This is a genomic window from Actinomycetospora flava (assembly GCF_037400335.1).
GTDB lineage: Bacteria > Actinomycetota > Actinomycetes > Mycobacteriales > Pseudonocardiaceae > Actinomycetospora > Actinomycetospora flava.
Map to the genome: position 1 here is coordinate 152,886 of NZ_JBBEGM010000008.1, position 26,111 is coordinate 178,996.

A 26,111-nucleotide genomic window follows, 5' to 3' on the forward strand; every position below is an offset into this window, starting at 1 on the left:
CGGTGCCAAGATGCCGGGCGTGACGGAGCAGGCGGGCGCGCAGCGCACCGAGGGCGGGACCGACAACGGCGAGCCGGCGGAGGCGGGCCCCGAGAACAAGGACGCGGCGACGGAGTCGAGCGGGAGCGGCGAGCAGTCGTCGGGCTCCTCGTCGGAGTCCGGGTCGAGCGGCGCGTCGGGGACCTCCGGGTCGACCTCCGGGTCGTCCGGGGAGTCGTCGGAGCCGTCCGGGTCCTCCGAGTCGGCCACGACGTCCACCACGAGCACGGCAACGGCGTCGCGCCCCTCCGACGACCCGCCCCCGAGCGAGGCGCCGACGACCCAGCACCGCACGCCGGACACGTCCGACACCTCCGGCCCGCGCGGCCGCGAGCAGCGGGCCCCGCTGGACGTCGGCGAGCTCGTCTGGAAGATCGCCAAGGTCGTGGCATCGGTGATCCGCATCGTCGCCTACGTGATCGCCGTGGTGCTGGTGGCCTACGTCCTGCTGACGCTCGTCGGGGTGAACCCGCTGAACGCCGTCGCGCAGGTCGTCGGCGGGATCGCGGACGCGACCGTGCTGGCGTTCCGCGACCTGTTCCTCGTCGCCGACCCGACGTTCGCGGTCGTCGTCAACTACGGCCTGGCGGCGGTGTTCTGGGTGCTCGTCGCCGAGTTCGGGTCGCGGATCGTCCGCTGGGTGGGCGCGCGGTTCTCCTGAGCCGGCGTCAGGTGCGGACCGCCGCCTGGCCGGCGGCCGCGCCGCCGGCCACCGCCCGGACCGGGATCAGCGTCAGGAACCCGAGCAGGAGCACCAGCCCGATCCCCAGGATCCCCCAGCGCTGGGCGCCGAACACGGCGATGAACAGCGCGAACATCGCCGGCGCCAGGAAGCTGACCGCGCGGCCGGTCGTCGCGTAGAGCCCGAACAGCTCGCCCTCGCGCCCCGGCGGCACGATCCGCGCGAGGTAGCTGCGCGAGCAGGCCTGCGCGGGGCCGACGAACAGCGACAGGAACGTGCCGCCGATCCAGAACGCCGTCGGTCCCGAGGCGAACAGCATGATCCCCGCGGTGACGACGAGCGCCCCCAGGCACACGAGGATCACGATCTTCGGGCCGATCCGGTCGTCGAGCCAGCCCCCGACGACGGCCCCGAGCGCGGAGACGACGTTGGCGACGATGGCGAAGATGATGACGTCGCCCGGGCTGAGCCCGAACGTCCCGGCGGCGAGCACGCCGCCGAACGTGAACACCGCGGTCAGGCCGTCGCGGTAGATCGCGCTCGAGACGAGGAAGCCGAGCAGGTGCCGGTCGTCGCGGTAGAGGCGCGCGAGCCGGCGGAACAGCAGCTTGTACGACGCGGCCCACCCGACCGCGGCCTCGGTGTCGCCGGGCGGCGGGGGGAACGGGAACCGCATCCGCAGCACCGGGATCGTCGACACCGCGAACCACACCGCCGCGACGAGGACGACGACGCGCACGGCCGTGCCCTCGCCCTCGAACGGGACCACCGGTGAGTCCGCGAGGAACAGGACGAAGCAGATCAGCAGCAGGACGATGCCACCGACGTAGCCGGCCGCCCACCCGATGCCCGAGACCCGCCCCGTTCGCCCCGGCGGCGCGAGGCGGTAGATCATCGCGTTGTACTCGACCTGGGCGAGCTCGTAGGCGAAGGTGCCGATCCCGAGCAGCAGCAGGCCCCACCACAGGTACGACGGCTGGGGCGCGATCAGGGCCATGAGCGCCGTGCACGCGATGATCACGGCGGTCAGCCAGCCGAGCCGACGCTGGCGACCGGTCTCGGCGCCGGCCGCGTCGCTGCGCTGCCCGTAGACGGGCGCGACGAGGGCGACCAGCACCCCGGACACGCTGATGGCGGTGGCGAGCGCCGACGAGCCCGAAGCCTCGTCCGCGGCGACCGAGCCGGTCAGGTAGACGGTGAAGACGAACGTGGTGACGATGTGGTTGAAGGCGGCGGAGCCCCAGTCCCACGCGGCCCAGGCCGCGAGCGGGCGCCCGATGCGGGCCGTCGGCGCGGACGGCGCAGTCGAGGACGACACGCGCGAACGGTAGCGACACCGGCGGTCCCGCGCGCGCCCCCGGACGGGCGGGTCAGCGGTCCGGGCGTGTGAAGGCGACACCACCCGGTGCCACCGAGCGCTGCCGACGCACCGTTCGGCGTTCGCCCACTCGGCCGCAGGGTGACCTGGCCGGTGACGCCGCGTGCGACGGTGCGCCACTCGGTCGTGGACTACTGGACGGTCTGTTTCACGGGCTGTCGGTGAAGTGATGGTGTGCCTGACTAATGATCACCTTCTCAGGGTCGACGGCGCGTTCCCGACCGGGTGACGGGGGCCCATTCCGACACCGGATCTCCATGGCCGACTCGTGCGCAACCGGTCGCTACTGTCCGCCGCGCGGCATTCCGGTGTCGCCGGTGAAGGCTCCCCGTTGTTCGTCCCGACGCGGGGAGGACCATGCGAAAGGACATCACTGTGGGGATTCTCCGTAAGTCCGTGCTGGCCGCGACGCTGATCGGTGCCGGTCTGGCGAGCACGACCGGTTCGGCTCTCGCGCACGAGAGCGGCGGCCAGGAAGGCATCGCGAACATCGACTCGGTGCAGCCGGTCGTTCCCGTCGACGCCTGCAACAACGACGTCCCGGTGAACGTGCTCGGCGTCCAGGTGCCGGTCGAGGACGTCTCCGGTGCGGTGCCGATCCTCTCCGACGCCGACGGCGCCGCCGGGCAGCCGGAGTCGCAGTCCTGCAGCACGGACATCGACGCCGACGCCAACTGAGGCCCGTCCTCGATCGTCACCGCCCGGTCTGCCGGACCCCGAAAAGCCGGTGGACGGGTCGGCTCCCCAACCCCTCCGTGAAGGAGAAGACATGAGCTTCCTGCGACGCGCCGCGCTCGCCGGTGTCCTGGCCGGGACCGCCCTGGCCTCCACCACGGGCTCGGCGTTCGCGTCCGAGGCCCCCGCGGACCGCGGGTCCGACGGTGACCAGCACGGAGTCGTCAACATCGACGACGTGCAGCCGGTCGTGCCGCTGACCGCGTGCAACAACGACGTCCCGGTGAACGCCCTCGGCGTGCAGGTCCCGGTCGAGGACGTGTCGGGCGCCCTCGGCCTCGGTCTGCTCGGCAACGAGGACAGCGACGGGGCTGCGGCGCAGCCCGAGTCGCAGTCGTGCGGCACCGGGATCGACGCGGACGCCTGAGAGCGCGCGTCGATGTCCGGGCCCCGGTCCCTCCCCGAGGGGACCGGGGCCCGGATGTGCGTGACGGGTGGTCCTATCCTCGGCGCCGACAATCGGATCGCGAGCATCGAGGAAGTGGACGTGCTCAAGGGTTTCAAGGACTTCCTGCTCCGCGGGAACATCGTCGACCTCGCCGTCGCCGTCGTCGTCGGCGCGGCGTTCACCGCGCTCGTCACGGCGTTCACCAATGCATTCCTGAAGCCGCTGATCCAGCTGTTCTCGGGCGGCGGCGAGTTCGCGGGCACGTTCATCGTCAACGATGTCGTGTTCGACTACGCGAGCTTCATCAATGCGCTCATCACGTTCGTTCTCACGGCCGCGGTCATCTACTTCCTGGTGGTCATGCCGCTGAAGTACGTCGAGGAGCGCCGGCGCCGGGGCGAGGAGGAGGGTCCGGCCGACCCCACCGACGTCGAGCTCCTCACCGAGATCCGCGACCTCCTGCGCGAGCAGTCCGGCCGCGCCGGCGGCGCCGGCACCGACCGCATCCCCCAGCAGGACCGCTGACGCGCCCCGCACCCGCGCCCGCACCCGTGCGAGCGATGCGGCATCGCTGGCATCTTGCGCCAGGATCGCCACAGCCTCGCCGTCGCGACACGTCGCGGAGACGCCCGACGCACGGGGCGTCAGGAGCCCCACGATCGTCGTGACGCCGTGATCGGCCCGTCGGCGCCGAGCCGGCGGAGTTGCTGACGTCCAACGTCAGCGTGGCCGCCAGGCTGGAACACCCTCAGGCGCCGAGCGCTGCCGGGTCGATCTCGAAGTGCACCGTCGACCACGGGTCCGGGCGCGCGTCGTGGATCAGCGTCGCGCCGGGGAAGCTCGTCCAGAACGCGAGCGCCCCGGGCACCGAGGCGTTGGTGTGCAGGCAGATCGGGTCGTAGCCGTCCGCGAGCGCCCAGCGCGCCGCCTCGACGGCGAGCATCCGCCCGACGCCGAGGCGCCGGTGCGCGGGGTCGACCCACACGCGGCAGATCTGCCCGACGCGCCGCCCGGCGTAGCGCCCGGTGAGCCACGGGGGGACGAACTGCGGCTTCGGCCCGCCGGCCCGCACCGACGCGGTCCCGGCGAGCGCCGGTCCGTCGGGTCCCTCGACGCGGCAGACGAACAGCCGCGTGCCCGCCGCGCCCAGGTAGGTGCCGGCGAGGTCGTCGACGTCGGCGTGCAGCCGCGCGTCGTAGCCGCCGAGCTCGCGCTCGAGCATCCCGCGCATGTGCAGCGCGACGGCGGGGAGGTCCTCGCGCCGGGCGGCGCGGACGACGGGCGGCGCGACGGCCAAGGTCATGTCCGCACTGTTGCACAGAAGTGGCAACGGACAAACATCCGGTACGGCGAGACTCTCCGACCGGGCAGGTGCTGGCATCACGGCGGCTTCACGAGATCGCCGAGGTGTCGCCGGACCTCTCCCGTCGCAGACCCTCGACCCGGTGTCACCGCCACCCGCCGGTGATTGCTCCGATCGTGGAACGGTGACGGAGAGCGAGCGCGCCCACCGCCGTCACTCCCGGATCGAACGGCACCCCTCCCCAATCCACCGATCGGAGTATCAACACGCCGCCACTCGGCGCCGTTGACCGGATCGAGGGTTGGCATCCGCCAATCTGTCGGCGACGTCGGGGAGGCGCGGTGCGAACGGTGGTGGGGCAGGACCACGGCGGGCCGGACGACCGCGGCGACCGCATCCGGGCGAGCCTGCCGGGCATCCGGCCGATCCCCGTCCCGCGCGGCGCCGCCGCGCCCCGCCCGGCGGCGCCGATCCGGACCGTGGAGGAGGCCGCCCGCACGGTCGAGCACCCGGCCACGCCGACCGGGATCCCGGCGGGCGCGCGGACGCCGTCCCGTCCCGCGACCGTCGAGATCCCGGCCCTCACCGGGCTGCGGGCCGTGGCGGCGGTGTGGGTGCTGCTGCACCACGTCAGCTACCTGCCCGTCACCGGCTATGCGGAGTGGTTCGCCCCGATCGCGCCGCTCGTGGCAGCGGGCCCGCTCGGCGTCGACCTCTTCTTCGCCCTCTCCGGTTTCCTGCTCGCCCGGTCCTACCTGGACCGCTGGCGGGGAGCGCCGGGCCCGCGCCAGGCGTTGGGGTTCGTCTGGGCGCGACTGGCCCGGGTGTGGCCGCTCTATGCGGTCGTGGTGGTCCTGGCCGGGCTGTGGTGCGCCGCGCGCGCCGTCCTGGGGAGCGACGGCGTGATCACGTGGCAGGGCACCCAGCCCGGCCTGGACCCCCTGAGCTGGCTGCGCCAGCTGACCATGACGCAGATGTGGGACTCCGAGGGCATCGACGGCGTCTCGTTCGTCCTGCCGGCGTGGTCGATCAGCGCCGAGTGGGCCGCCTACCTCGCCTTCCCGCTGCTCGCCGGCGGTGCCTGGCTGCTGCGCGGCAAGCCGCGGGCGGTGCTGGCCGCCCTCGCCGTGCTCGCCGCGACCCCCACGGCCGCGTTCGCCGTGCACGGCGCCCTGCACGGCGCGTGGGAGGGCTTCTGGGCCGTGCGGCTGGCTGCGGGCTTCACCGCCGGGGTGCTGACGTGGCTGGTCGTGCGTCGCGTGCCCCGCACGCGCACGGTCTCCCGCTGGGCGCACCGGGTGCTGCTGCTCGCGATCGGCGAGGTGCTCCTCGTCGTCTACTGGGCCGCCACCGCGCCGCCCACCGCCGCCTTCGGCGCCGACGCCCGCGTCTACCTCGCCGCGCCGCTGCTGCCCGTGCTTCTCGGCGCGCTGGCGCTCACCGACGGCCCGATCGCCCGCGCGCTCGGCACCCCGCGCCTGCGCCAGGGCGGGCGCATCTCCTACGCGCTCTACCTCGTGCACTTCCCGCTGATCGAGATCGCGCTCGTCGCCATGACCCGCATCCCCGCACTCGCCCCCGACACGGCGGCGGCCGCGCTGCTCGTGCCGCACCTCGTCGTGGCGTCGCTGGTGCTCGCGCACCTCGCGTACCGCTACGTGGAGGAGCCGGGGCAGGCGTGGATGAAGGACCGGGACCCGTCGCGGCGCCGGGGCAGCGCGCGCCGCGACACCGCGGAGACCCGCCGTCCGGAGGTCGCCCCGCCCTCCGGTCGTCGGGCGGTCGGGCGGCGTGGGGGTAGCCACGCCGCCCGACCGGCCCCGGTCGCCGCCTGAGCCCTCGAGACGTCAGCGGTGGGCCACCGCTGACACCGGGCGTCCGAAACGCCACACGCTGGCCGACGCGACACGCCGGGTCACGAGACACGAACGGCGCCCTCGCTGCTCCCGACGCAGCGAGGGCGCCGTTCGTTCGTTCGCAGCGGACCGCCGGCGCCGACCTGGCGACCGCACCGGCCGGCGCGCCTCCCCGCATTCCGGCCGAGGGTGCCCCTCGCCCATCTATCCGACCGACGGTGCCCTTCGGTCAGAACCTCCGGGGCGGCCCGGCCCTCAGACCGGCAGGCGCCGGAAGATCGGGCGCGGGATGTGCCGGAGCACCGACATGACGAGCCGCAGCGGCGCCGGCGCCCAGGCCTGCTCCTTGCCGGAGCCCACCGCCGACACGATCACGTCGGCGACCGCCTCCGGCGTCGTCGACAGCGGGGCGGCGTCCATGCCCTCGGTCATCTTCGTGTGCACGAAACCGGGCCGGACGACGGTGACGCCGATGCCGTCGCCGCGCAGCGCCTCGGTCAGGCCCGTGTAGAACGCGTCGAGCCCGGCCTTCGTGGAGCCGTAGACGAAGTTCGACCGGCGTGCCCGCTCGGCGGCGACCGACGACAGGGCGACGAGGTGCCCGTGCCCCTGGCGCCGGAACTCAGCGGACAGCGCCACGCCCACCGAGACGGCGGCGACGTAGTTGACCTCGGCGAGCTCGACGGCGGCGTCGATGTCCTGCCAGGCCTTCTCCTGGTCGCCGAGCACGCCGAAGGCGACGAGGGCGATGTCGATGTCGCCACCCGCGAACGCCTTGCGCACGGCCTCGGTGTGCACGGCGGCGTCGCGCGCGTCGAACTCGACGGTCTCGACGGTCGCGCCGGCCCGGGTGAGGCGGGCGGCGGCGTCGGCGAGGCGCGGCGACTGGCGCCCGGCGAGCACGACCCGCACCGGGCCGCCCTCGAGGTAGCGCTCGGCGGTCGCGAGACCGATCTCCGAGGTGCCGCCCAGCAGCAGCAGGGACGACGGGTGGCCGACGGCGTCGATCATGGAACTCCTCAGGGGGTGAGCCGGAGGCGGCGCGACATGTCGGACGCGAACACCCCGTCGGGGTCGGCGGCGTCGCGGACCTTGCGCCACTCGTCCAGCCGCGGGTACATGGCGGCGAAGGTGTCGGGGTCGGTGCGCGAGTCCTTGGCGGTGTACAGACGCCCGCCCATGGCCAGCACGCGCTCGTCGAGGGACCGGCAGAACGCCCCGAGCCCGTCGACGATGGGGAAGTCGACGCAGATGTTCCAGCCCGGCATCGGGAAGGACAGCGGCGCGCGGTTGCCCTCGCCGAACTTCTTGAAGACGTTGAGGAACGAGACGTGCCCGGACTCCGCGATGTCGCGGATGATCGCCCGGAACTCGGCCTCGGCGTCGAGCGGGACGATGAACTGGTACTGCAGGAAGCCCTTGGTGCCGTAGGCCCGGTTCCAGTCCCCGAACAGGTCCAGCGGGTGGTAGAAGGCGGTCAGGTTCTGGATCTGGCCGCGCTTGTTCTTGGTCTTGCGGTAGTACAGCTCGCCGATCGCCGAGAACGTCAGCTTGTTGGCCAGCCCGTTCGGGAAGACGTCGGGCAGCGTCGCGAGCGTCGGCGCGTCGAACTTCAGCGGGTCCCGGCGCAGCTTGGCGGGCAGCTCGTCGAGCCGGGCCAGCGAGCCGCGGCCGAGGGCGGCGCGGCCCAGCTTCGACCCCGTGGAGATCGAGTCGAACCACGCCGACGAGTAGTCGTACGCCTCGTCGGAGCCGTCGGAGAAGCGCTCGATGGTCTCGTCGAGGTTCGCGGTGCGCTCGGTGTCGGCGACGAAGTACGCCGTCTCGGTGGGCGTCATCCGGATCGTCGCGCGCAGGATGACCCCGGTCAGCCCGATGCCGCCGACGGTGGCCCAGAACAGCTCGGACTCCGGGCCCTCGGGCTCGAGCCGGCGCACCTCGCCGGAGGCGAGCAGCAGGTCCATCGACACGACGTGGTCGCCGAAGCTGCCCGCCGAGTGGTGGTTCTTGCCGTGGATGTCGTTGGCGATGGCGCCGCCGATGGTGACCTGGCGCGTGCCCGGCAGCACCGGCACCCACAGGCCGAAGGGCAGCGCCACGCGCATGAGCCGGTCGAGGGAGACCCCCGCGTCGAGGTCGACGAGCCCGGTGGCCGCGTCGACGGAGTGCACGCGGTCGCGGGCGGTTATGTCGATGACGAGGCCGCCCGCGTTCTGGGCGGTGTCGCCGTAGGAGCGTCCGAGTCCGCGGGCGACGACGCCGCGCTCGCCCGCCCCGGCGATCGCCTCGGCGAGCCGGTCGGTGGAGACGACCTCGTCGCCGGTGAGCACGGTGGACCGCGACGGGGCGGTGCGGGCCCACCCGGCGAGCGTCTTCTGGGTGCGCGACATCCCGGGCGAGTCTAGGGGGTGTCCAGAACGGGGACGCTCGCGCGTCCCGTGCTGCTCCAGCCCGCGACCGTCTCCTCGCCCACCTGCGGCGACAGGGTCGACAGCGGAAGGCGCGGCACCCACCGCGCGAGGCCCACGGCGTCACGGGTCGGGTCGCCGTCGAGGTACACCGGCAGGCGGACCTCGTCGACGAGCAGGCGCGGGGTGAGGAACGGGCCGCCGGTGGTCGGGGCGACCGCGATCTCGCCCGCGTCGGAGAGCCCGGGCGGGGTGACACGCCACGGCGGCACGCCCGCGGTGCCGCCGGTGAGCGGCGGCGGGCGCAGGCAGCTGAAGGCGAACGCGACCGGCCAGTCGACGAGCGCGGTGCTGCCGGGCGGGACGACGTCGTCGAACGGGACCGTGCGCGGGACGCGCGGGACGCTCACCGCGAGCGGCAGGTCCGGTGACGCGCCCGCCGGCGAGGCGACCCGGGCCTCGTCGGCGTCGCGGGCCGCGCTCGTCGCCAGCACCCGCACGACCGTCGACCCCTCCGGCGCGAGCGCCCGCAGGTCGCGCGGCGCGGTCCCGGCCAGGGAGCCGGCGGGGGTCTCGGTGACGGTCGCATCGCCCGATCCCGCGAACTCCAGGGCGACGGATCCGCGCTCGAGGCTCCCGCTCGCCGCCACGACGACCGGTGCCTCGCGGCGCTGTGCCTCGGGGGGCAGTGCGAACCACTCCGAGCGCAGCTCCGCCGGCCCGTCGGCGATCCCCGCCGGCGCCGCCCACCCGGGCAGGTCGACGCCGCCGACGGTCAGCGGCACCACCGGTCGGGCCGGCGTGAACCGGGGTCCCGATGTCAGCGGCGTGGCGTCGCTGTCATCCAGTGTCCGTAGCGCCACGCCGTCGACGTCCAGGAGACCGGCGCGCGGATCGGTCTCGACGGCGAGGTCCGAGGTCATCCCGCACGGGTCGCCGCGCAGGGCGGCCAGGGAGTCCGAGCCGTAGCTGTAGGTCCCGAGACGGTCGGCGGTGACCTTGAGGAACGAGCCGCCCTGCAGCGCCACGACCGCCACGACCAGCACGAGCGCCAACGCGCCCGGCGCCAGGACACGGGCGGCGCGACGAGGCACACGCCCCCGCACGCCCACGAGCACGGCCAGGACGAGCGTGCCGACGATCGTGACCGGCCAGACGACGTCGCCCAGCGGGGTGCGGGCGACCTGCGGCGGGATGTCGTTCCAGAACACGCCCCACGCCGAGGCGTACGCCCACTGGTTGTAGCCGATGAGCACCAGCGTCGTGACCAGCCCGAACCCCCCGAGCACGACGACGAGCGCCGGCCCGCGCAGCCGCGCCCACAGCGCCACCACCCGCGGCGACCACAGCAGCACGAACACCGTCAGCAGCACGGTGCCGACGCCCACGAGCTCGCCGAAGTGCAGCGTCCACTTCGTGGGGCTGACGATCAGCAGCACCGGGGCCAGCGCCACCACGGCCAGCAGGCGCCGCGCCGGCCCGACGGCGATCCCGGCGCGCACCCGGGCCACGAGCAGCGACCAGGCCACCGCGGCGAGCGCGAGCAGCGTGAGCAGCACCGCCAGCCGCGCCCCGAGCCCGCCCTGCACGTCGCCCGGCGCGACGAGGTGGGTGTAGCGCTCGAGCTCCTCCCACCACGGCTGCCCGCCGCCGATGAGCTGGCGCACCCGCGTCGCCTCGAGCAGCCCGGCGAGCGACTGGTCGGCGGCCATCGGCAGCACCGCCACCGCGAGCCCGGCCACGACGACCAGTGCGCGCGTCCAGCCCTCCCGAGCACTGAAGCGCGACAGCGCGGGCAGCGCCACGAGCAGCGGCGCCAGCCCCAGCAGCGCGCCCGGCGTCAGCGCCACGGTGAACCCGGCGAGCACGCCCGCCGCGAGCAGCGGCAGCAGTGCGCGCGTCGCGACGGCCCGTTCCGTGCACACCCACACCGCGAGCACGCCGAGCGCGAGCCACGGCTCGGGGCGCAGCGAGAGCCCGAACGGCGCCCACCACGCGAAGAACGCCGCGGCCGCGATCCACGTCGCCGCCGGCCGGCGCAGCGCCGGGCCGAGGCGGGGCAGGGCGTGGCGGCGCAGGAGCACCCAGAGCAGCAGGCCCAGGACGGTGGCGGGCACCCGCAGCCACAGGACCGACGCCGCCGGCCCCGGCGCCAGCGACGCCCACGCCCGCGTCGCCTCGTAGAACCAGCTGAACGGCGCCTCGGGGGCGTTGAGCCAGCGGTAGACGTTGCCGGTGAACCCGCTCTCGCCGCGGTTGCGCAGGATGCCGGCGATGTAGCCGTCGTCGACCGTGGCGGGACCGACCACCGCCCAGCCGGCGAGGCCGAGGGCGACGACACCGTCGACGGCCCGCAGCCGTGGACGGCGGAAGCCACCGAAGCGGCGCCCGTCCCGCCGCCACACCGCCACGACCATCCCGGCGAGCCCCAGCAGGACCCCGATCCCGAGCAGGACCTTCACCACGCCCGGCGTCGTCTGGAACCGCGTGTCGGTCCGCAGCGACAGGGACAGGCCGTCGGTACCCGGCGTGCCGGCGATCAGCGCCGCGACGACCGGCCGCACGTCACCCTCGCGCTCGCCCACGACCCGGCCGTCGAGCGCCACCGACGTCCGCGACGGGTCCGACGCCACGGTCAGCGTGCAGGGACCCGGCGGCGGAGCGACCACGGCGAGCGGCGTGCCGTTGCTGCTCACGACGACGCCGTCGGGCCCGGGCCGGACCGTCAGCCCGCCGACCGGGACGGGCGGCGTGCCGGGCGGGGTGGTGGCGAGCGTGGCCGCGCCGGGCGGCGTCGCGGCCAGCGCCGCGCAGCTCACCGAGGCGTCGAGGCGCACCGGCTGGTAGGGCATCAGCGGCAGCGAGGAGGCGGGTGCCCCCTGCGGCCACGTGAAGGTCACCACCGGCTGGACGACCGGGGCGAGCGGGAAGGCGATCGCGCACAGCAGCGTCAGGACCGCCGAGGCCAGCAGCAGGGTGGGGCGCGGGGTGGCAGGACGAGGAGCCGGCGCCCCCGGCTCAGCCGAGATACTCACGTCCGGAGTAGGCCTCCGAGGCGAGCGTCGCGAACCGCTCGAGGCCGCCGCGCGTCACCTGGTCGACGCGCAGGTCGTAGCCGTCGGTGGGGTGGTCGTAGACGATCCGGTCGACGTTGCCCCAGGCCAGGGCGGGCACGCCGCCGTCCGGGAGCGCCGAGTACGGGCGGACCGTGGCCCAGGTCCGCTCGGACTGGACCATCGTGCCGCCCCAGGACTCGTAGGTCGGATTCGTCAGGATGAACTCCGGGGTGTTCTCGGCGGCGATGAGGCGCAGGGTCGGGGTCGGCGCGATGCCGTGCTTGACGGCGACCTGGTCGACGCAGGGCCAGAGCACGGCCGAGAGCTGGTCGGCGAAGGCCCCGCCCGCCACCTGCTCGGACGGCCGGTCCTCGGTGGTCGCGAGGTTCATGACGGGCTGCATCCGGGCCAGGTGCGGCGCCGCGACGGCCAGCGAGCTGTCGGGGCCGGCGACCCGGTCCTCGACGACCAGCCGCACCGCGGTGGGCCGGCTGCCCGGCAGCTGCACCGGGATCTCCTGCCACTGCCGCGCGGTGAAGCCCGGGGCGGGCGTGACGGCGACCGACTCCGCCTCGACCGGCGCGCGCGGGTCGCCCGAGGCGAACTCGACGACGATCCGCTGGCGGTTCGGCTCGTTGCCGGCGACCGGGACGATGACGTGTGAGGGGGCCCCGGGGTCGGCCGGGTCGACCGACGGCAGCGGGTACCAGCCGGTGGTCAGCGACCCGAGGCCTGTGACGCCGCCCGGCGAGCTGGTCGGGTCGGCACCCGGCGGGAGCTCGACCTCGTCGTGCCACAGAGCTTCCGGTCCTGCGCCCGGACCGGGCGCGGGCACCGGGGACGGGTCGTCGGCGGCGAGCGCGAAGTCCCCGGTGCGGGTCTCCGGCGTCGTCGGCGCCCCGACGTCGGACCCGGTCCGCGCCATCACCGTCGCGGCCTCGCCCAGCCCGCACCCGCGCCCGGTGAGGGCCTGCATCTGGCTGCCGGCGATCGTCCACCCCGCGCCCTGGTTGATCGGCGCGACGAGCATGACCCCGACCATGAGCCCGACGAGCGCGCCGGTCGCGACGACGAGCACAGCGCGCTCCGGGGTCACCCCGAACGTGCGGCCCCCACTGCGCCGCCGCCACGCCAGCCACAGCCCGGCGAGGGCGGCGAGGATGAGCCACCACCACACGTCGCGCAGGTAGAAGTCGCCCCAGTGCGGCGCGAAGCTCTCGAGGTCGAGCATCGAGATGTCGGTGTCGAGGTGGTCCCCGAACGGCTGGCCGCGGTCGCTGTAGGGCTTCCAGGTGTTGGGCCCGGCGAACCCCAGCACGGTCGCGCCGCTGATGAGGACGACTGACGCGCCGGTCGCCAGCGCCCCGGCGCTGCGGGGCAGCGGCGAGCGCAGCAGGGTCAGGGCCAGCAGGATCGTGGCCGGCGCCTCGATGGCCCCGAAGTGGTTGACCCACTTCGTCGGGCCCAGCGCGAGCAGGCCGAGCGCGACGGCGACGGTGACGGCCGCCCCGAGCGTCGCGTCGCGCACCCGCCCGGCGGCGGGGCCGCGCCCGCCCCGGCCGCTGCCGATCGAGACGACGACCAGCAGCACCACGGTGATCAGCACCGGCAGGCGGCGTCCCCACGTCCCGGTCTCGATGAGGGTCCGGTAGTGGGCCCACTCCTCGTACCAGGGGAAGGTCAGGTAGTACCAGCTGTGGACGTCGGTGGCCTCGATGACGTCGCCGAGGGTCGCGTCGCCGAAGCCGACCGGGATGGCGATCGTCCCGGCGGCGATCACCGCGCCCGCCGCGCCGAGGCGCGAGCGCCACCCGCGGGCCGCGAGCCAGCGCCACAGCCACGGCAGCGCGACCACCACCGGCGCGGCCGCCACGAGGCCCGACGGCGAGACGGTGACCGCCAGCGCGGCCAGCGCCGTCGCGGGGACCAGCGGGCCGACCGCCTCGCGGCGTCGGGCGACCTCGGCGAGGACGAGCACGGCCGCGGAGATCGGGACGATGACGGTCTCCGGGCGCAGCGCCATCCCGTAGGGCAGCCACCAGGCCAGATGCGCGACCAGCAGCGCCCACGCCACCCCGGGCAGGCGCCCGCCGCGGCCGAGGATCGTCGACAGCAGGACCCGCAGCAGCACCCACGTCAGCAGCCCGAGCAGCAGCGGGAGCAGGCGCATCCAGAGCAGACCCCACCCCGGGAGCCCGAGCGCCGTGCCCAGCTGGCCCCACAGGGCGAAGAGGTACTGCGAGAACACGAACGGGTTCTCCGTCGTGTTGAACATGTAGATCTGGTTGCCGATGTAGCCCGTCGGCCCCGCGTTGCGGGCCATCAGCAGGTACCACGAGTCGTCGTTCTGCAGCGGCCCGAGCACCACCCAGACCGCCGACACGAGCCCGACGACGGCGTCGGCCGGACGGAACCGTGGCCACTCCAGGCCGGGACCACGCCCGCGCCACCGCCGCGTCGCCATCCAGATCGTCGCGACGAGCGCGAGGGCGTGGAGCACGAGCAGCGTCGTCTTCAGCCCGCTCGGCACCGACGAGTAGCGGTCGTCGGTGTGCACGGTCGCGGCCAGGCCCGGAGTGCCCGGCGCGTCCGTGGCGAGCTCGGCGACCTGCGGGACGAGGGCGCCCGGCCGCTCGGCGAGGACCTCCCCGTCGCGCTCGACCCGCGTGCCCTGCTGGTCGGCGACGACCCGGTAGGTGCAGTCGCCGAGGGGCAGGAGCTCGGAGACCAGGGTGTCGCCGGAGCTCGTGACGACGACCCGCCCGCCGCTCGTGGCCACGGTCAGTCCCCGGCCGGGCGCGCCCGCCGACTCCGGCTGGGTGCGCAGGGCGTCGCCACCCGGACGCAGTGCCGCGCACGGGACGTCGGCGGACAGCGACAGCGGGCGGTAGGGCGTCAGCGGCAGGCTCGTCGACGAGGCCGGCTGCCCGGCCTTCGGCCAGGTGACGACGGGGTCGTCGGCGACGACCGGGGCCAGCGGGATCGCGAGCCCCAGCAGCACCGTGAGCGCCCCGAGCGCCGCGAGCCACCAGCCCGCGGCGCGCGACCCCCCGCGCCGGGGCGGGTCGCCCGACTCGTGGTGCGCCTCGCCGGGGGCCGGGTCGGCCCGGCCCTCCTGCGCTGCGACCACGGCCATGAGTGGCGACGATATCGACGCCGCTCGGTGACACCCCGAGGAGGTCGCCGGGTGCGTGCTCGTACCCTCGACCCATGACCGAGACGGACGAGCGTCCCGCACGCCTCGGCCTCAAGGCCCAGATCGTCCGTTTCGTCGCGATCGGCGCCGTGGCCGCGGGCGTGGACCTCGGCGTCTACGCCGCCCTGCTGGCGCTCGACGTGTGGGCGCCGCTGGCCAAGGCCGTGTCGTTCATCCTCGGCACCACGACGGCCTACCTGCTCAACCGCCGCTTCACCTTCGCGTCCTCGTCCGGGGGCGCCGGGAAGTTCCTGGGCTTCGTGCTGCTCTACGGCTCGACGTTCGCGGTCAACGTCGGCGTCGCCGCGCTCGTGCTGCACGTCATGGACGCACCGTCGATCAACCCGGGCGTCCTCGCCGGGTTCCTCTCCTGGTTCATCGCCCAGGCCTGCGCCACGACGATCAACTTCGTCGTCATGCGCACCGTGATCTTCCGCGACTGACCCCTGCACACCCTGCGGATCGTCCCGGACCTCCGGAGCTCGGTCGTCGAGGCGATGCCGCCGGGGCAGGAGCTGCTGCACACCGCCCGCCGCGACGACGCGGACGCCGCCCTGCTCGCGACGCCGGGCGTGGCGCCCTTCTCCTGGCGGCGGCTCCTCCGCGCGCTGCGCGACCCCGACCTGGAGATCCTCGAGGTCGCCGAGCCGCTCTGGGTCGGCGAGTGGGTGCGGGCACTGCGCTACATCGCGCTGGCGAAGGCGATGCGTGTGGTGCGCCGGCGGCGGGTGGCGGTCGCGACCTACGCCATCGAGAACCTCGACGTCCGCGACCGCCTGCGCCGTCCCGCCCGCCTGGCCCTCGGCGTGTCGTTGCTGGCGCTGGACGCGGTGGTCTTCGGGACCACCGGCGCCGCCGAGAACTACCGGCGCACGTTCCCCCGGTCGCTGCGCCGCACGCGCCACACCGTCCTGACCCCGCGCCTCGACGAGTGCCCCGTGTGCCCGCCGCGCGAGGCGCCTCGCGAGCCGACGGTGCTGTTCCTCGGCACGCCGAGCGAGCGCAAGGGGTTCGGCGTGCTGATGCGCGCCTGGGAGCTGTCCGGGGCGGTGTCCCGCGGCTGGCGCCTCGTGGTGGCCGACCCGAGCGGGTCGGGGGAGCGCGAGCCGCTGCCGCCGGGGGTCTCGGTGACCGTGGACCCGCCCCGCTCGGCGGTGCACGAGATGCTGTGCGCGGGCGCGGTGGTCGCCATGCCCTCGGTGCGGCAGCCGGGGTGGCGCGAGCAGATCGGGCTGCCGCTGGTGGAGGGCCTGACGCACGGCTGCCGCGTGGTGACGACCACCGAGACCGGCCTCGCCGACGACCTGCGCGAACACCCGCTCGTCGAGCTCACGACCCCCGGCGACGCGGCGAGCCTCGCCGACGGCCTGCGCCGCGCGATGGAGAGCACGGCGACCGCCGTGCCGGGGCGGCGCGGGCACACCAAGAGCGACGTCGTGGCCTGGTGGCGCGCGGCGTGCGCCCTCGCCCGCTAGCTAGCGCGACGGCGACGGCGTGCCGGGCGGCGGGTCGCCGATGGGGCCCGGGGTGAACGTCCCCCACACCGTGCGCTGGCCGTGGGTGACGGTCGGCGCGGCGGCGTCCGGGACGTAGGGGTCGAGGCGTTCGACGATGCCCCAGTCGCGCCAGGGCTGGCCCTGCAGATAGGTCGGCAGCTCGGTCCGCCGCTCCAGGATCTCGATCCACCCGAGCGGCCCGCCGGCGTTGGCCGACGACCAGTTCACGCCGCCGGGACGCAGCTGGCTCGCGTCGGCGATGAGCCGGTAGCGCGCGACCTCGGCGATGCCGTCGCGCACGTCGAACGGCCGCAGGCACGGGCTCGCGAACTGCACGGGCCACTCGAGGTAGCCGGGGTTCTCAGGGCCGAGGATCTCGGTCAGCGGCACGAGCTGCGGGCCGCGCATGGGCGCGAGGGCGAGCCAGCCGTCGGGTCCGAGCGCGCGGTCCTGGGCGATGAGGCGCACCTCGTCGGCCCGGGCGCCGAGCCCGCCCGCGAGGTTCAGCCGGATCTCCCGCCACCCCGGCTCGCCGAAGCGCCCGTCGTCGATCGGCTGCTGGCCGAGCACCTGCACGCGGCCGTCGGGCAGGCGGTCGGCGTACTGGAGGGTGAGGAAGTTGCCGCCGTTGAGTCGCCCCGCGACCGTGAGGACCAGCGGCGTCGTGCCGCTGCGCAGGTCGTCGTTCAGCGAGTACCAGTCAGTGCGCAGGACACCCGTGCCGGTGCCGTTGGCGTCGTAGGAGCCGAGCGCCTCGTCGGCGAGGCCGTTGCGCAGCGAGTACTCGTAGCCCGACACCCCGGTGCCGCCGCCGACCGGCGGGCTGGCCCCGGCGCGCGAGAAGCCGCTGTTGAACGGCTGCGGCTCGACGAGCTGGGCGTCGGGCGCGGACGCCGGGATGGTGTTCGCGGGCAGCGGGGCGGGCGTCTGGCTGGTCGACGCCCCGCTCCCCGGTGTCGTGGAGGTGGTCGGCGGGGTCGTGGTGGTGGTCCCGCCGCCGTCGGTGCCGGCGCTCGCGTCGCTGCCCGAGGAGCCCGTGGCGCCGTCGGTGGTGCCCGCGCCGGGCGCGGTGCTCGGGGCCGGGGGCGCGACGGTGGGCAGCACCCCGGGCGCGGACGGCGCCAGCCCGGTCGGGGCGGGCGCGGCGGGCAGCACCCCGGCGAGCGTGGAGCCCTCGACGCGGACGGCGTCGGCGAGGCCGCAGGAGTTGCCGGTGGGGTGCTCGAGGACGTCGCCGCCGAGCGAGAAGCTGCCCTCCTGGGCCTCGATGCCGTCGGTCATCGAGATCATCTCGAACGCCAGGAGCCCGGCACAGATCAGCGCGATCGGCGCCGACCCCACGCGGAGCGCCCGGGCCCGGCGCTCCACGGTCGAGCCGCCGCGGGTCCGGCGGAGCTTGCCGATCGCCTCCCGCGGCCGGGCGAGCGCGGCGCCGACCGCGGCGGAGGCGGCCGACGGCTGCTCCGAGATCGGTCCGGGCGGCTCCTGCCCGGGCGGCGCGCCCCGGACGTGCACGATCCCCGCGACGATCAGCAGGATCACCGAGACGCCGAGGCACAGCGAGTACACCGGCAGCGGCTCGGCGAGGAACGGCTCGAGCGGCCAGCCGTTCCAGTCCGGCGGGCCGGCGTTGAACGGCACGCCCCAGTTGTTCGTGTACCACCAGGTGTTCGGGCCGGTGGCCGCGAGCGCGAGCGTCGCGAACAGCGCGGCCAGGAACAGCAGGCGGTTGCGGCGCGAGCGCAGGACGTCCGCCGACGTCGCCAGTGCCGTCAGCGCGGCCATGCCGGCCCCGAGCGCCGCGAACGCGCCGAAGTGGTGGGTCCACTTCGTCGGCGTCAGCGCGAGCACCATGAACGCGATCACCGACGAGCCGATGAGCCGCTGCGACGGGCCCAGCGCGGCGCCGGCGATCTTGTCGCGGCGCAGCAGGACCACGATGCACACGACGATCCCGAGGATCAGCAGCAGCACCGGGAAGCGGCGCGCCATCGAGCCGTCGGCCGCCGTGCCGAACAGCGACTGGTAGCGCACGACCTCCTGGAACCAGCTCCAGTTCGGGCCGAGCAGCGTGCGCAGGCGGGTCGCCTCCCACACCGCGGACCAGGTCTGGTCGGCGTAGATCGCGACGAGCACGAGCAGCCCGGCCGCCGTGACGGGCGCGAGCACGGCGAGCCAGCCGCTGAACCGCACCCGCTCGACGACCAGGCGCCACAGCGGGCGCGCCGCGGCGAGGAACGGGGCGACGGCGATGAACCCGGTCGGCGTCGCGGCCACGGCGAACGCCGCGGTGAGCAGGCCGAGCGCGACGGGGGCGAGCCGCCGGGTCGCGACGCCGCGCTCGACCGCGCAGAACGCCAGCAGCGCCGAGATGACCACGACGGGCTCGGGGCGCAGGCCGTTGTTGTAGGGCAGCCAGAACGCGAGGAACACCATCGCCGCGGCCCACGCCGCCGCCTTCGACCGGCGGACCTGCTGGCCCAGGCGCGGCAGCATCTCGCGGCTGATGAGGATCCAGGACACGATCCCCATCGCCAGCGAGGGCACGCGCAACCAGAGCACCGAGTCGTCGATGCGGATCCACTGCGCGTAGAGCTCGTAGAACCAGCCGAACGGCGCCTCGGGGACGTTGAACCAGCGGTAGTAGTTGCCGATGTAGCCGGCCGACTCCCGGGCCCGCGCGATGCCGAGGATGTAGCCGTCGTCGGAGGTCTGACTGCCGATGACGGCCCACACCGCGAGCACGGCGGTGACCACCAGGTCGCGCCCGGTGGGCCACCACCAGCGCTTCGGCGCGAGGCGCGGTGCGCGGCGCCCGGCACGGACGTCGAGGGCGTGCAGCGCCCAGACCCCACCCGCGACAGCGAGCACGGCGAGGACACCGGCGAGCACCTTGAGGGTCGTCGGCGAGGTCTCGAAGCGCGTGTCCGGCGTGACCGACACCGACACGCCCGCGACGTCGTCCTGGGCGTCGTCGAGGTCGGAGTAGATGCCGACGACCTGCGGGCGCGCGTCGAACGGCAGCCGGATCTCCTGGCCGATGCCGAGGTCGACGAGCGTCGAAGCGGCGTCCGACACGATCCGCACCGTGCAGTCGCCGGGCGGCACCGTCGCGTTGGCCATCTGCTGGCCGCGGTCGTTGAGGACGAGCTGGCCGTTCTCGACGGTCAGGCGCATGCCGACCTGCGCGCCCGGCTCCGAGAGCGGCGGGTACGTCGAGAGCACCGTCGCGGCCGGGCCGGTGCGCGCGTCGAGGTCCTGGATCGCCCGGCACGGCACCGTGACGCTCATGGTCTCGGGGCGGTAGGCCACCAACGGGGCGTCCACCGGACGGGTGCCGGTGGTCGCGCTGGGCCACGTGATCGTCGAGGTGTCCTGCACGACCGGCAGGAACGGGAACAGCAGTGCCAGCCCGGTCCCGAGCAGCCCGAGACCGACCGCGAGCAGGCGGAGCCACCGGGGACCACGGGACGGGCGTCCCCCGTCCGGGGTCTCGGACACCCCCGCGCCCGGATGGTCCGGGCTGACGGACTGTTCCGAGGTCAGCACGCCGGGAGAGGCTAGTCGGGATGTCGGAGGCCGCCGTGAGGTGGATCCGGTTAGCGACGCAGGAAGCGCTCCCGACGACCGAGCCGGACCAGCGTCAGCCACTCGCGCAGCGCGGCCGGGTCGCGGCGGGAGACGAGGAAGTACCAGGCGAAGCGCAGGTGCTCGATCGCCCCGAACTTCCGCAGGCCCGGCTGCGCGAGCAGGTAGCCGCGGTTGCGGTAGGTGTAGTAGCGCTTGGCCGCGTCGCCCGGGTCCTGGGCGTGCAGGCGCCCGCCGAGCATCGGCTTGAACTCCGCCGAGCCGTCCGGGTGCAGGTACGCGGTGGTCAGGCAGATGCCGTAGGGCAGCCCGGAGCGGGCCAGCCTGCGGTGCACCTCGACCTCGTCGCCGCGCACGAACAGCCGCAGGTCCGGGACGCCGATGACGTCGAGGGTGTCGGCGCGGAACAGCGCGCCGTTGAACAGGTGGGCGATCCCGGGCATGAGCTCGTCATCCCCATAGGCGGCGAGCTCGCTGCGCCGCCGCATCCAGCGCAGGCCCTGGCGCAGCGGGAACGCGAGCCGGTCCGGGTCGGCGATGTCGGCGATCACCGGCGAGACCTCGGCGAGGCCCCGGCGCTGCGCGACGTCGAGCAGCGTCGCCAGCACGTGCTCGTCGGCCGGGCGCCCGTCGTCGTCGGCGAGCCAGAGCCAGTCGGTGCCGCGGGCCAGCGCGGTGAGCATGCCGAGCGCGTAGCCGCCGGCGCCGCCGAGGTTGTGGTGCGAGGGCAGGTAGGTGACGGGGAGCCCACAGTTCTCGACGACCGCGCGGGTCTCGTCGTCGGGGCCGTTGTCGACGACGACCAGGTGGTCGGGCCGGCGGGTCTGCTTGGCGATCACCGCGAGCCCGTCGACCAGCAGGTCGGCCCGGTGGCGGGTGACGACGACCGCGGTGACGGTCCCGGTCTCGCTCATCCGGCCGCGTCGGCCCGGTCGAGGCGCTCGAGGGTCTCCTGGCTGAGGTTCTCGAACACGTCGCGGCCCTTGTAGTGGCTGACGACGTCGCGCAGCGAGCCCTGCTCGCGGATCACGCCGCCGTCCATCCAGATCGCGGTGTCGCACAGCTCGACGAGGAACTCGTCGGAGTGCGACGCGAACACGAGCATCCCGGAGCGCCCGACGAGGTCGCGCAGGCGGTCGCGGGCCTTCTCGAGGAAGGCCGCGTCGACGGCGCCGATGCCCTCGTCGAGGATGAGGATCTCGGGGTCGATCGAGGTGACGACGCCCAGCGCGAGACGCACGCGCATGCCGGTGGAGTAGGTGCGCAGCGGCATGTTCAGGTAGTCGCCGAGCTCGGTGAACTCGGCGATCTCGTCGACCCGGCGCTCCATCTCGCGGCGGTTCATGCCGAGGAACAGGCCCCGGATGATGATGTTCTCGTAACCGGAGATCTCGGGGTCCATGCCGACGGCGAGGTCGAACACGGGCGCCACGCGGCCCTTGATGCTCGCCCGCCCGCGCGTCGGCTCGTAGATGCCGGCGAGCAGGCGCAGCAGCGTCGACTTGCCGGCCCCGTTGTGCCCGACGAGTCCGACGCGCGCGCCCTCGCCCAGGGAGAGGTCGACGTCGCGCAGGGCCTCCACGACGGGGACCTTCTGCTCGCTGATCCGCCCGCCGGCGCGGCCCAGGACGGACTTCTTCAGGGACCGGTTCTTGGCGTCGAAGATCGGGAACTCGACGCAGGCCCCGCGGACCTCGATGCTGACCATCAGATTTCTCTCTCGGGCATGCTCACACCCAGTACGCCACACGGGAGCGGTAGTTGCGCAGGGCGATCAGCGCGAGCGTCCAGCCGATGACGGTGATCCCGCCGGCGACAGCCCAGTGCGTCCAGCTCTGCACCTGGCCCACGAGCGGGGCCCGGAAGATCTCGATGAAGTGGTAGAAGGGGTTCAGCTTCGCGAGGATCGCGATGATCGCCCGGGGGCTGCCGTCGTCGGGGCCGGCCAGCAGGTCGGTGGTCCAGATGATCGGCGTCATCGTGAAGAACAGCTGCATGAAGCTGCCGACCACCGGCGGGATGTCGCGGAAGCGCGCCGAGATGATGCCGAACAGCAGCGTCACCCACAGGCCGTTGACGACGATCAGCACGAACGCCGGGATCGCCATCAGCGCCCACCAGCTCAGGCCGGGGTGCGTGATCGCGTGCGGGTTGTTGCGGACCATCGTGTACGGCTGGTCGAGCTGCTGGAAGAAGATCGCCAGCACGATGACGTAGACGACGACGTTGTGGGCGAAGAACAGGATCTGGCGCCACACCGTGCGGAACACGTAGATCATCAGCGGCGCGGGCAGGAAGCGGATGAGCCCCTCGTTCGAGATGAAGGTCTCGGTGCCCTCCAGCACGCAGGCGCTGATGAAGTACCAGATCATGAAGCCGACGGTCACGTACGGCATGAACGTGCCGATGGGCTGGCCGAACAGCTGCGAGTACAGGCCGCCGAGCGCCGCCGCGGTGACGGCCATGCTGATCGTGATCCAGAGCGGCCCGATCACCGAGCGGCGGTAGCGCTGCTTGATGTCCTGCCAGCCGAGGTGGCCCCACAGCTCGCGCTGCGCGATCCCGGCCCGGATGTCCCCGAACGCGCGCCCCCAGCTGCGCGGGGAGGGCGCGTTCTCGACGGGCGCCGGGTCCTCGGCGTCCTGGCGCGCGAGTGCTGGGACGGCCACGACCGGTGAGCCTACCTGCGCGTGGGGTCGCTCCTCGCGGACCGGCTCGCCCCTCCGGCCGACCCGTCCGGCGCCGCCGTCCCGTGTCTCGGTCAGAGGTACTGGCCGGTCGTGTCGTGGCCGCTGCCGGCCCCGCCGGACCCCGCCGGCAGCCCCCGGCGCATCTGCTCGAGCTGCACCTTCGCCGCCATCTGCTGGGCCACGAGCGCGGTCTGGATGCCGTGGAACAGGCCCTCGAGCCAGCCCACGAGCTGCGCCTGGGCGATCCGCAGCTCGCCCGCCGACGGGGGCTCGTCGGCGGAGAACGGCTCGACGAGACGCTCCAGCTCCTCGCGCAGGTCGGGCGAGAGCGCGGACTCGAGCTCGCGCAGCGACGAGGCGTGGATCTCGCGCAGCCGGCCGCGGCTCGCGTCGTCGAGGTCGGTGCCGCGGACCTCCTCGAGCAGCTGCTTGATCATCATGCCGATGCGCATGACCTTCGCCGGCTCCTCGACGCCGGTGGAGGGGTCGTCGCCGGCCTCCTCGCCGGTGGTGGCGGGGGCCTCGGCGTCGCTCGTCCCGTCGCCGGGGACCCGGACCGTGCCGACCGGTTGGCCGTCGGGCCCGACGATCATGACCTGGTCACCGGGGCTGGGCGTCTCGCTCATGTCCTCCATCCTCCACCCGGCGGTACGGCGCGCCCGTCCGGCGCCCGCCCACCGCCTGCCGCCGTCACCTGAGCTGACCGCCGTCGCTGCCCGGCGTGTCGCTCCGTACCCTCGCGGGCATGGCGTTCGACGTCGCTAGGGTCCGCGGCCTGGTGCCCGCCCTGGGTGACGGGTGGGCGCACCTCGACGGGCCGACGGGCATGCAGGTGCCCGAGCAGGTCGCCACGGCGGTCTCCTCGGCGCTGCGCGCGCCGGTCTCGCGCCCGGGCGGGGTCTTCCCGGCCTCGCAGCGCGGCGGCGCCATCATCGAGGCCGCGCGGCGCGCGGTCGCCGACCTCGTGGGCGCCGACCCCAAGGGCGTCGTGCTCGGCCCCGGCCCCGCACCGCTGCTCGAGCGTCTCGCCGACGCCCTGAGCGCCGACTGGGCTCTCGGCGACGAGGTCGTCGTGTCCCGCCTGGACGACTCCGCGAACGTCGCGCCGTGGGGGCGCGCCGCCCAGCGCTCCGGCGGGCGGCTGGTCACCGCCGAGATCGACGTCGAGACCTGCGAGCTGCCCAGCTGGCAGTTCGACGAGCTGCTCGGCGACCGCACCCGCGTCGTCACCGTCACCGCCGCGTGCCCGGCGATCGGCACGCGCACCGAGGTCGCGGCCATCGCCCGCAAGGTGCACGCGCTGCCGCAGTACGGCGCGGGCATCGAGCCGCTGATGGTCGTCGACGCCACCGCCGCCGCGCCCTTCCTGCCGCTCGACCTCGACACCATGGGCGCCGACATCATGGTGCTCTCCGCGAGCGCCTGGGGCGGGCCGCCGGTCGGGGCGCTGGTGTTCCGCAACCCCGAGCTGCTCGACCGCCTGCCCGCGGCCTCCCTCGACGCGTCGGCGAAGGGGCCCGAGCGCCTGGAGATCGGCGACGCCCCGTACGCCCTGCTCGCCGGGCTCGTCGCGTCGATCGACTACCTCGCCGACCTCGACGACAACGCCGACGGCCCCCGCCGGGACCGCGTGCTCACCTCGATGAGCTCGGTCCGCAGCCACCAGGACGAGCTCACCGCGTACCTCGTCTCGGAGCTGCGCTTCCTGCCCGGCGTCATGGTCATCGGCGAGCCCCCGCGCCGGATCCCCGTCGTCGCCTTCACGGTCGCCGGGCGCACCGCCCGCGAGGTCGCCGAACGCGTCGCCGAGCACGGCGTCTGCGTCGTCACCGACACCGGCGACAGCGGCGCGCTCGAAGTCCTCGGCGGGGCGGAGGTCGGCGGCGTCGTGCGCGTGGGTCTCGCGCACTACACGACACGCCAGGAGATCGACACGCTCGTCAGCGCCCTCGCCCGCCTCTGACCTCCCCGTGTCAGCGTGGCGGCCACGCTGACGTTGAACGTCAGGATCGCCACCACCTCGATGCGCGACACGCCGTGGCCGGCGCACACGGGGACGCGCGCAGGACGCCCGGGGCGGCAGTTGGAGATCACGAGCGACGTCATGCACCTCCGAGATGCTCCGAGGTGGATGAGGACGCCCGTGATCTCGCGCGACACCCGCCACCGGAAATCACCAGGCCGAAAAGCACCCGCAGGGGCACCGCAAAGGTGCCTATCGGCCTGCTGATCTCGCGCGGACCGCTCAGCCGCCCAGCACCCCGTCCTCGTCGCGCACGACGAGCACGAGCTTCCCGACGACGCCGCCCTCGTCGAGCGCCGCGTGCGCACGGGACGCCTCGGCGACCGGGACGTACCGGTCCACCACGGGCCGGACCGCGCCCTGTTCGACGAGCGGCCACAGGTCCTCGCGCACCGCGGCGACGATCGCGCCCTTGCCGTCGGGACCCTCGACCGGACGCCCGCGCAGGTTCGTGGCGCCGACGCTGAGGCGCCGGGTGAGCAGCGTGGCCAGGTTGATCTCGGTCTTCGGCCCGCCCATGAGGCCGATGATCACGAGCCGGCCGCCCATCGCCAGCGACGCGAGGTTCGCCTTGAGCGTCGAGCCGCCCATGTTGTCGAGGATGACGTCGACGCCCCGGTCGTCCGTGGCGCTCGCGACCTCGGTGGGCAGGTCGTCGTGGTAGTCGATGGCGACGTCGGCGCCGAGGTCGAGGCAGGTCTGCAGGCGCTCGGGCGAGCCCGCCGTCGCCAGCACGCGCGCGCCCATCGCCTTGCCGACCTGGATCGCGTGGGTCCCGATCCCCCCGGACCCGCCGTGCACGAGCACCGTCTCGCCGGCGCCGAGGTGCCCGGTCATCGCGAGGTTCGACCACACCGTGCACGCGACCTCGGGCAGCCCGCCCGCGTCGACCAGCGAGACGCCCGCCGGCACCGGCAGGAGCTGGGGTGCCGGGACGACGACCTTCTCGGCGTAGCCGCCACCGGCCAGCAGCGCGCACACCTCGTCACCGACGGACCACCCGGAGACGTCGGGCCCGAGCGCCGCGATCCGTCCCGAGCACTCCAGCCCCGGCACGTCCGACGCGCCAGGCGGCGGCGGGTACATGCCCTGGCGCTGCATCACGTCGGCGCGGTTCACCGCCGTCGCGACGACGTCGACGACGACCTCACCGGGCCCGGGCTCCGGGTCGGGATGCTCGACCCACTCGAGGACCTCGGGGCCGCCGGACTCGCGGATGCTGATGGCGTACACGGCGCCGCACGGTATCGGCGGCGGCCGGCGCCCGCGCGTT

Annotated in this window: 20 protein-coding genes; 8 read left to right on the top strand and 12 right to left on the bottom strand. The window is 74.4% G+C overall.

What is annotated here, in order from left to right; translation table 11 throughout:
* Window positions 1-19: 19 nt before the first annotated feature.
* Entirely contained in the window at window positions 20-700 is a 681-nt protein-coding gene (locus WCD58_RS19545) for a hypothetical protein (protein WP_337704734.1), read from the top strand.
* A gap of 7 nt (window positions 701-707) precedes the next feature.
* Here the strand turns inward: WCD58_RS19545 and WCD58_RS19550 are convergent, their stop codons facing one another.
* Entirely contained in the window at window positions 708-2,039 is a 1,332-nt protein-coding gene (locus WCD58_RS19550; RefSeq protein WP_337704735.1) for an MFS transporter, read from the bottom strand.
* A 435-nt stretch (window positions 2,040-2,474) separates the two neighbouring features.
* Between WCD58_RS19550 and WCD58_RS19555 the strand changes: the two genes are divergently transcribed.
* From WCD58_RS19555 to mscL, 3 genes are all read left to right on the top strand, one after another.
* Window positions 2,475-2,777, top strand: a complete 303-nt coding sequence (locus tag WCD58_RS19555; protein ID WP_337704736.1) for a hypothetical protein — start codon at window positions 2,475-2,477, stop codon at window positions 2,775-2,777.
* A gap of 91 nt (window positions 2,778-2,868) precedes the next feature.
* Window positions 2,869-3,201: a hypothetical protein gene (locus tag WCD58_RS19560; protein WP_337704737.1), complete on the top strand. Its 333-nt coding sequence runs from the start codon at window positions 2,869-2,871 to the stop codon at window positions 3,199-3,201.
* 120 nt (window positions 3,202-3,321) lie between these two features.
* Window positions 3,322-3,747, top strand: a complete 426-nt coding sequence (mscL, locus tag WCD58_RS19565; protein WP_337704738.1) for a large conductance mechanosensitive channel protein MscL — start codon at window positions 3,322-3,324, stop codon at window positions 3,745-3,747.
* Window positions 3,748-3,970: 223 nt separating this feature from the next.
* On the opposite strand, the gene WCD58_RS19570 is transcribed toward mscL, so the two are convergent.
* Window positions 3,971-4,525 carry a GNAT family N-acetyltransferase gene (locus WCD58_RS19570; protein WP_337704739.1) on the bottom strand — a complete coding sequence of 185 codons (555 nt, stop codon included), beginning with the start codon at window positions 4,523-4,525 and terminating at the stop codon, window positions 3,971-3,973.
* A 341-nt stretch (window positions 4,526-4,866) separates the two neighbouring features.
* Here WCD58_RS19570 and WCD58_RS19575 point away from each other — a divergent pair, with 341 nt between their 5' ends.
* Window positions 4,867-6,360, top strand: a complete 1,494-nt coding sequence (locus tag WCD58_RS19575) for an acyltransferase family protein (protein WP_337704740.1) — start codon at window positions 4,867-4,869, stop codon at window positions 6,358-6,360.
* Between the two features lie 276 nt (window positions 6,361-6,636).
* Here WCD58_RS19575 and dprE2 read toward each other — a convergent pair whose 3' ends face one another.
* Genes dprE2 through WCD58_RS19595 form a run of 4 tightly spaced genes read right to left on the bottom strand, consistent with a single transcriptional unit; the run spans window position 6,637 to window position 14,981 of the window.
* Entirely contained in the window at window positions 6,637-7,392 is a 756-nt protein-coding gene (dprE2, locus tag WCD58_RS19580; protein WP_337704741.1) for a decaprenylphospho-beta-D-erythro-pentofuranosid-2-ulose 2-reductase, read from the bottom strand.
* Between the two features lie 8 nt (window positions 7,393-7,400).
* Window positions 7,401-8,771 (bottom strand): decaprenylphosphoryl-beta-D-ribose oxidase, encoded by a 1,371-nt coding sequence (gene dprE1 / locus WCD58_RS19585; RefSeq protein ID WP_337704742.1) that lies wholly within the window; start codon window positions 8,769-8,771, stop codon window positions 7,401-7,403.
* 11 nt (window positions 8,772-8,782) lie between these two features.
* Window positions 8,783-11,824 (bottom strand): arabinosyltransferase domain-containing protein, encoded by a 3,042-nt coding sequence (locus WCD58_RS19590; RefSeq protein WP_337704743.1) that lies wholly within the window; start codon window positions 11,822-11,824, stop codon window positions 8,783-8,785.
* A complete protein-coding gene (locus WCD58_RS19595; RefSeq protein ID WP_337704744.1) occupies window positions 11,808-14,981 on the bottom strand; it encodes an arabinosyltransferase domain-containing protein in 3,174 nt (1,057 codons plus the stop codon). The genes WCD58_RS19590 and WCD58_RS19595 overlap by 17 nt, the downstream gene beginning before the upstream one ends.
* A gap of 74 nt (window positions 14,982-15,055) precedes the next feature.
* On the opposite strand from WCD58_RS19595, the gene WCD58_RS19600 reads away from it, so the two are divergent.
* Entirely contained in the window at window positions 15,056-15,484 is a 429-nt protein-coding gene (locus tag WCD58_RS19600; protein WP_337704746.1) for a GtrA family protein, read from the top strand.
* A 54-nt stretch (window positions 15,485-15,538) separates the two neighbouring features.
* Window positions 15,539-16,516 carry a glycosyltransferase gene (locus WCD58_RS19605; RefSeq protein ID WP_337704747.1) on the top strand — a complete coding sequence of 326 codons (978 nt, stop codon included), beginning with the start codon at window positions 15,539-15,541 and terminating at the stop codon, window positions 16,514-16,516.
* On the opposite strand, the gene WCD58_RS19610 is transcribed toward WCD58_RS19605, so the two are convergent.
* From WCD58_RS19610 to WCD58_RS19630, 5 genes are all read right to left on the bottom strand, one after another.
* Window positions 16,517-20,086 (bottom strand): arabinosyltransferase domain-containing protein, encoded by a 3,570-nt coding sequence (locus tag WCD58_RS19610; protein ID WP_337704748.1) that lies wholly within the window; start codon window positions 20,084-20,086, stop codon window positions 16,517-16,519. It lies immediately after the preceding gene.
* 50 nt (window positions 20,087-20,136) lie between these two features.
* Window positions 20,137-21,039, bottom strand: coding sequence for a galactofuranosyltransferase GlfT1 (glfT1, locus tag WCD58_RS19615; RefSeq protein ID WP_337704749.1), 903 nt, complete (start codon window positions 21,037-21,039; stop codon window positions 20,137-20,139).
* Entirely contained in the window at window positions 21,036-21,833 is a 798-nt protein-coding gene (wzt, locus tag WCD58_RS19620) for a galactan export ABC transporter ATP-binding subunit Wzt/RfbE (protein WP_337704750.1), read from the bottom strand. Before wzt ends, glfT1 begins: the two co-directional genes overlap by 4 nt.
* 22 nt (window positions 21,834-21,855) lie before the next feature.
* On the bottom strand, window positions 21,856-22,794 hold the full coding sequence (wzm, locus tag WCD58_RS19625; protein WP_337704751.1) for a galactan export ABC transporter permease subunit Wzm/RfbD: 939 nt from the start codon (window positions 22,792-22,794) through the stop codon (window positions 21,856-21,858).
* A 92-nt stretch (window positions 22,795-22,886) separates the two neighbouring features.
* Window positions 22,887-23,450 carry a bacterial proteasome activator family protein gene (locus WCD58_RS19630; protein ID WP_337704752.1) on the bottom strand — a complete coding sequence of 188 codons (564 nt, stop codon included), beginning with the start codon at window positions 23,448-23,450 and terminating at the stop codon, window positions 22,887-22,889.
* 110 nt (window positions 23,451-23,560) lie between these two features.
* Here WCD58_RS19630 and WCD58_RS19635 point away from each other — a divergent pair, with 110 nt between their 5' ends.
* Entirely contained in the window at window positions 23,561-24,778 is a 1,218-nt protein-coding gene (locus WCD58_RS19635) for a cysteine desulfurase-like protein (RefSeq protein WP_337704753.1), read from the top strand.
* Window positions 24,779-25,060: 282 nt separating this feature from the next.
* Here the strand turns inward: WCD58_RS19635 and WCD58_RS19640 are convergent, their stop codons facing one another.
* On the bottom strand, window positions 25,061-26,071 hold the full coding sequence (locus tag WCD58_RS19640; RefSeq protein WP_337704754.1) for an NAD(P)H-quinone oxidoreductase: 1,011 nt from the start codon (window positions 26,069-26,071) through the stop codon (window positions 25,061-25,063).
* Window positions 26,072-26,111: the final 40 nt, after the last annotated feature.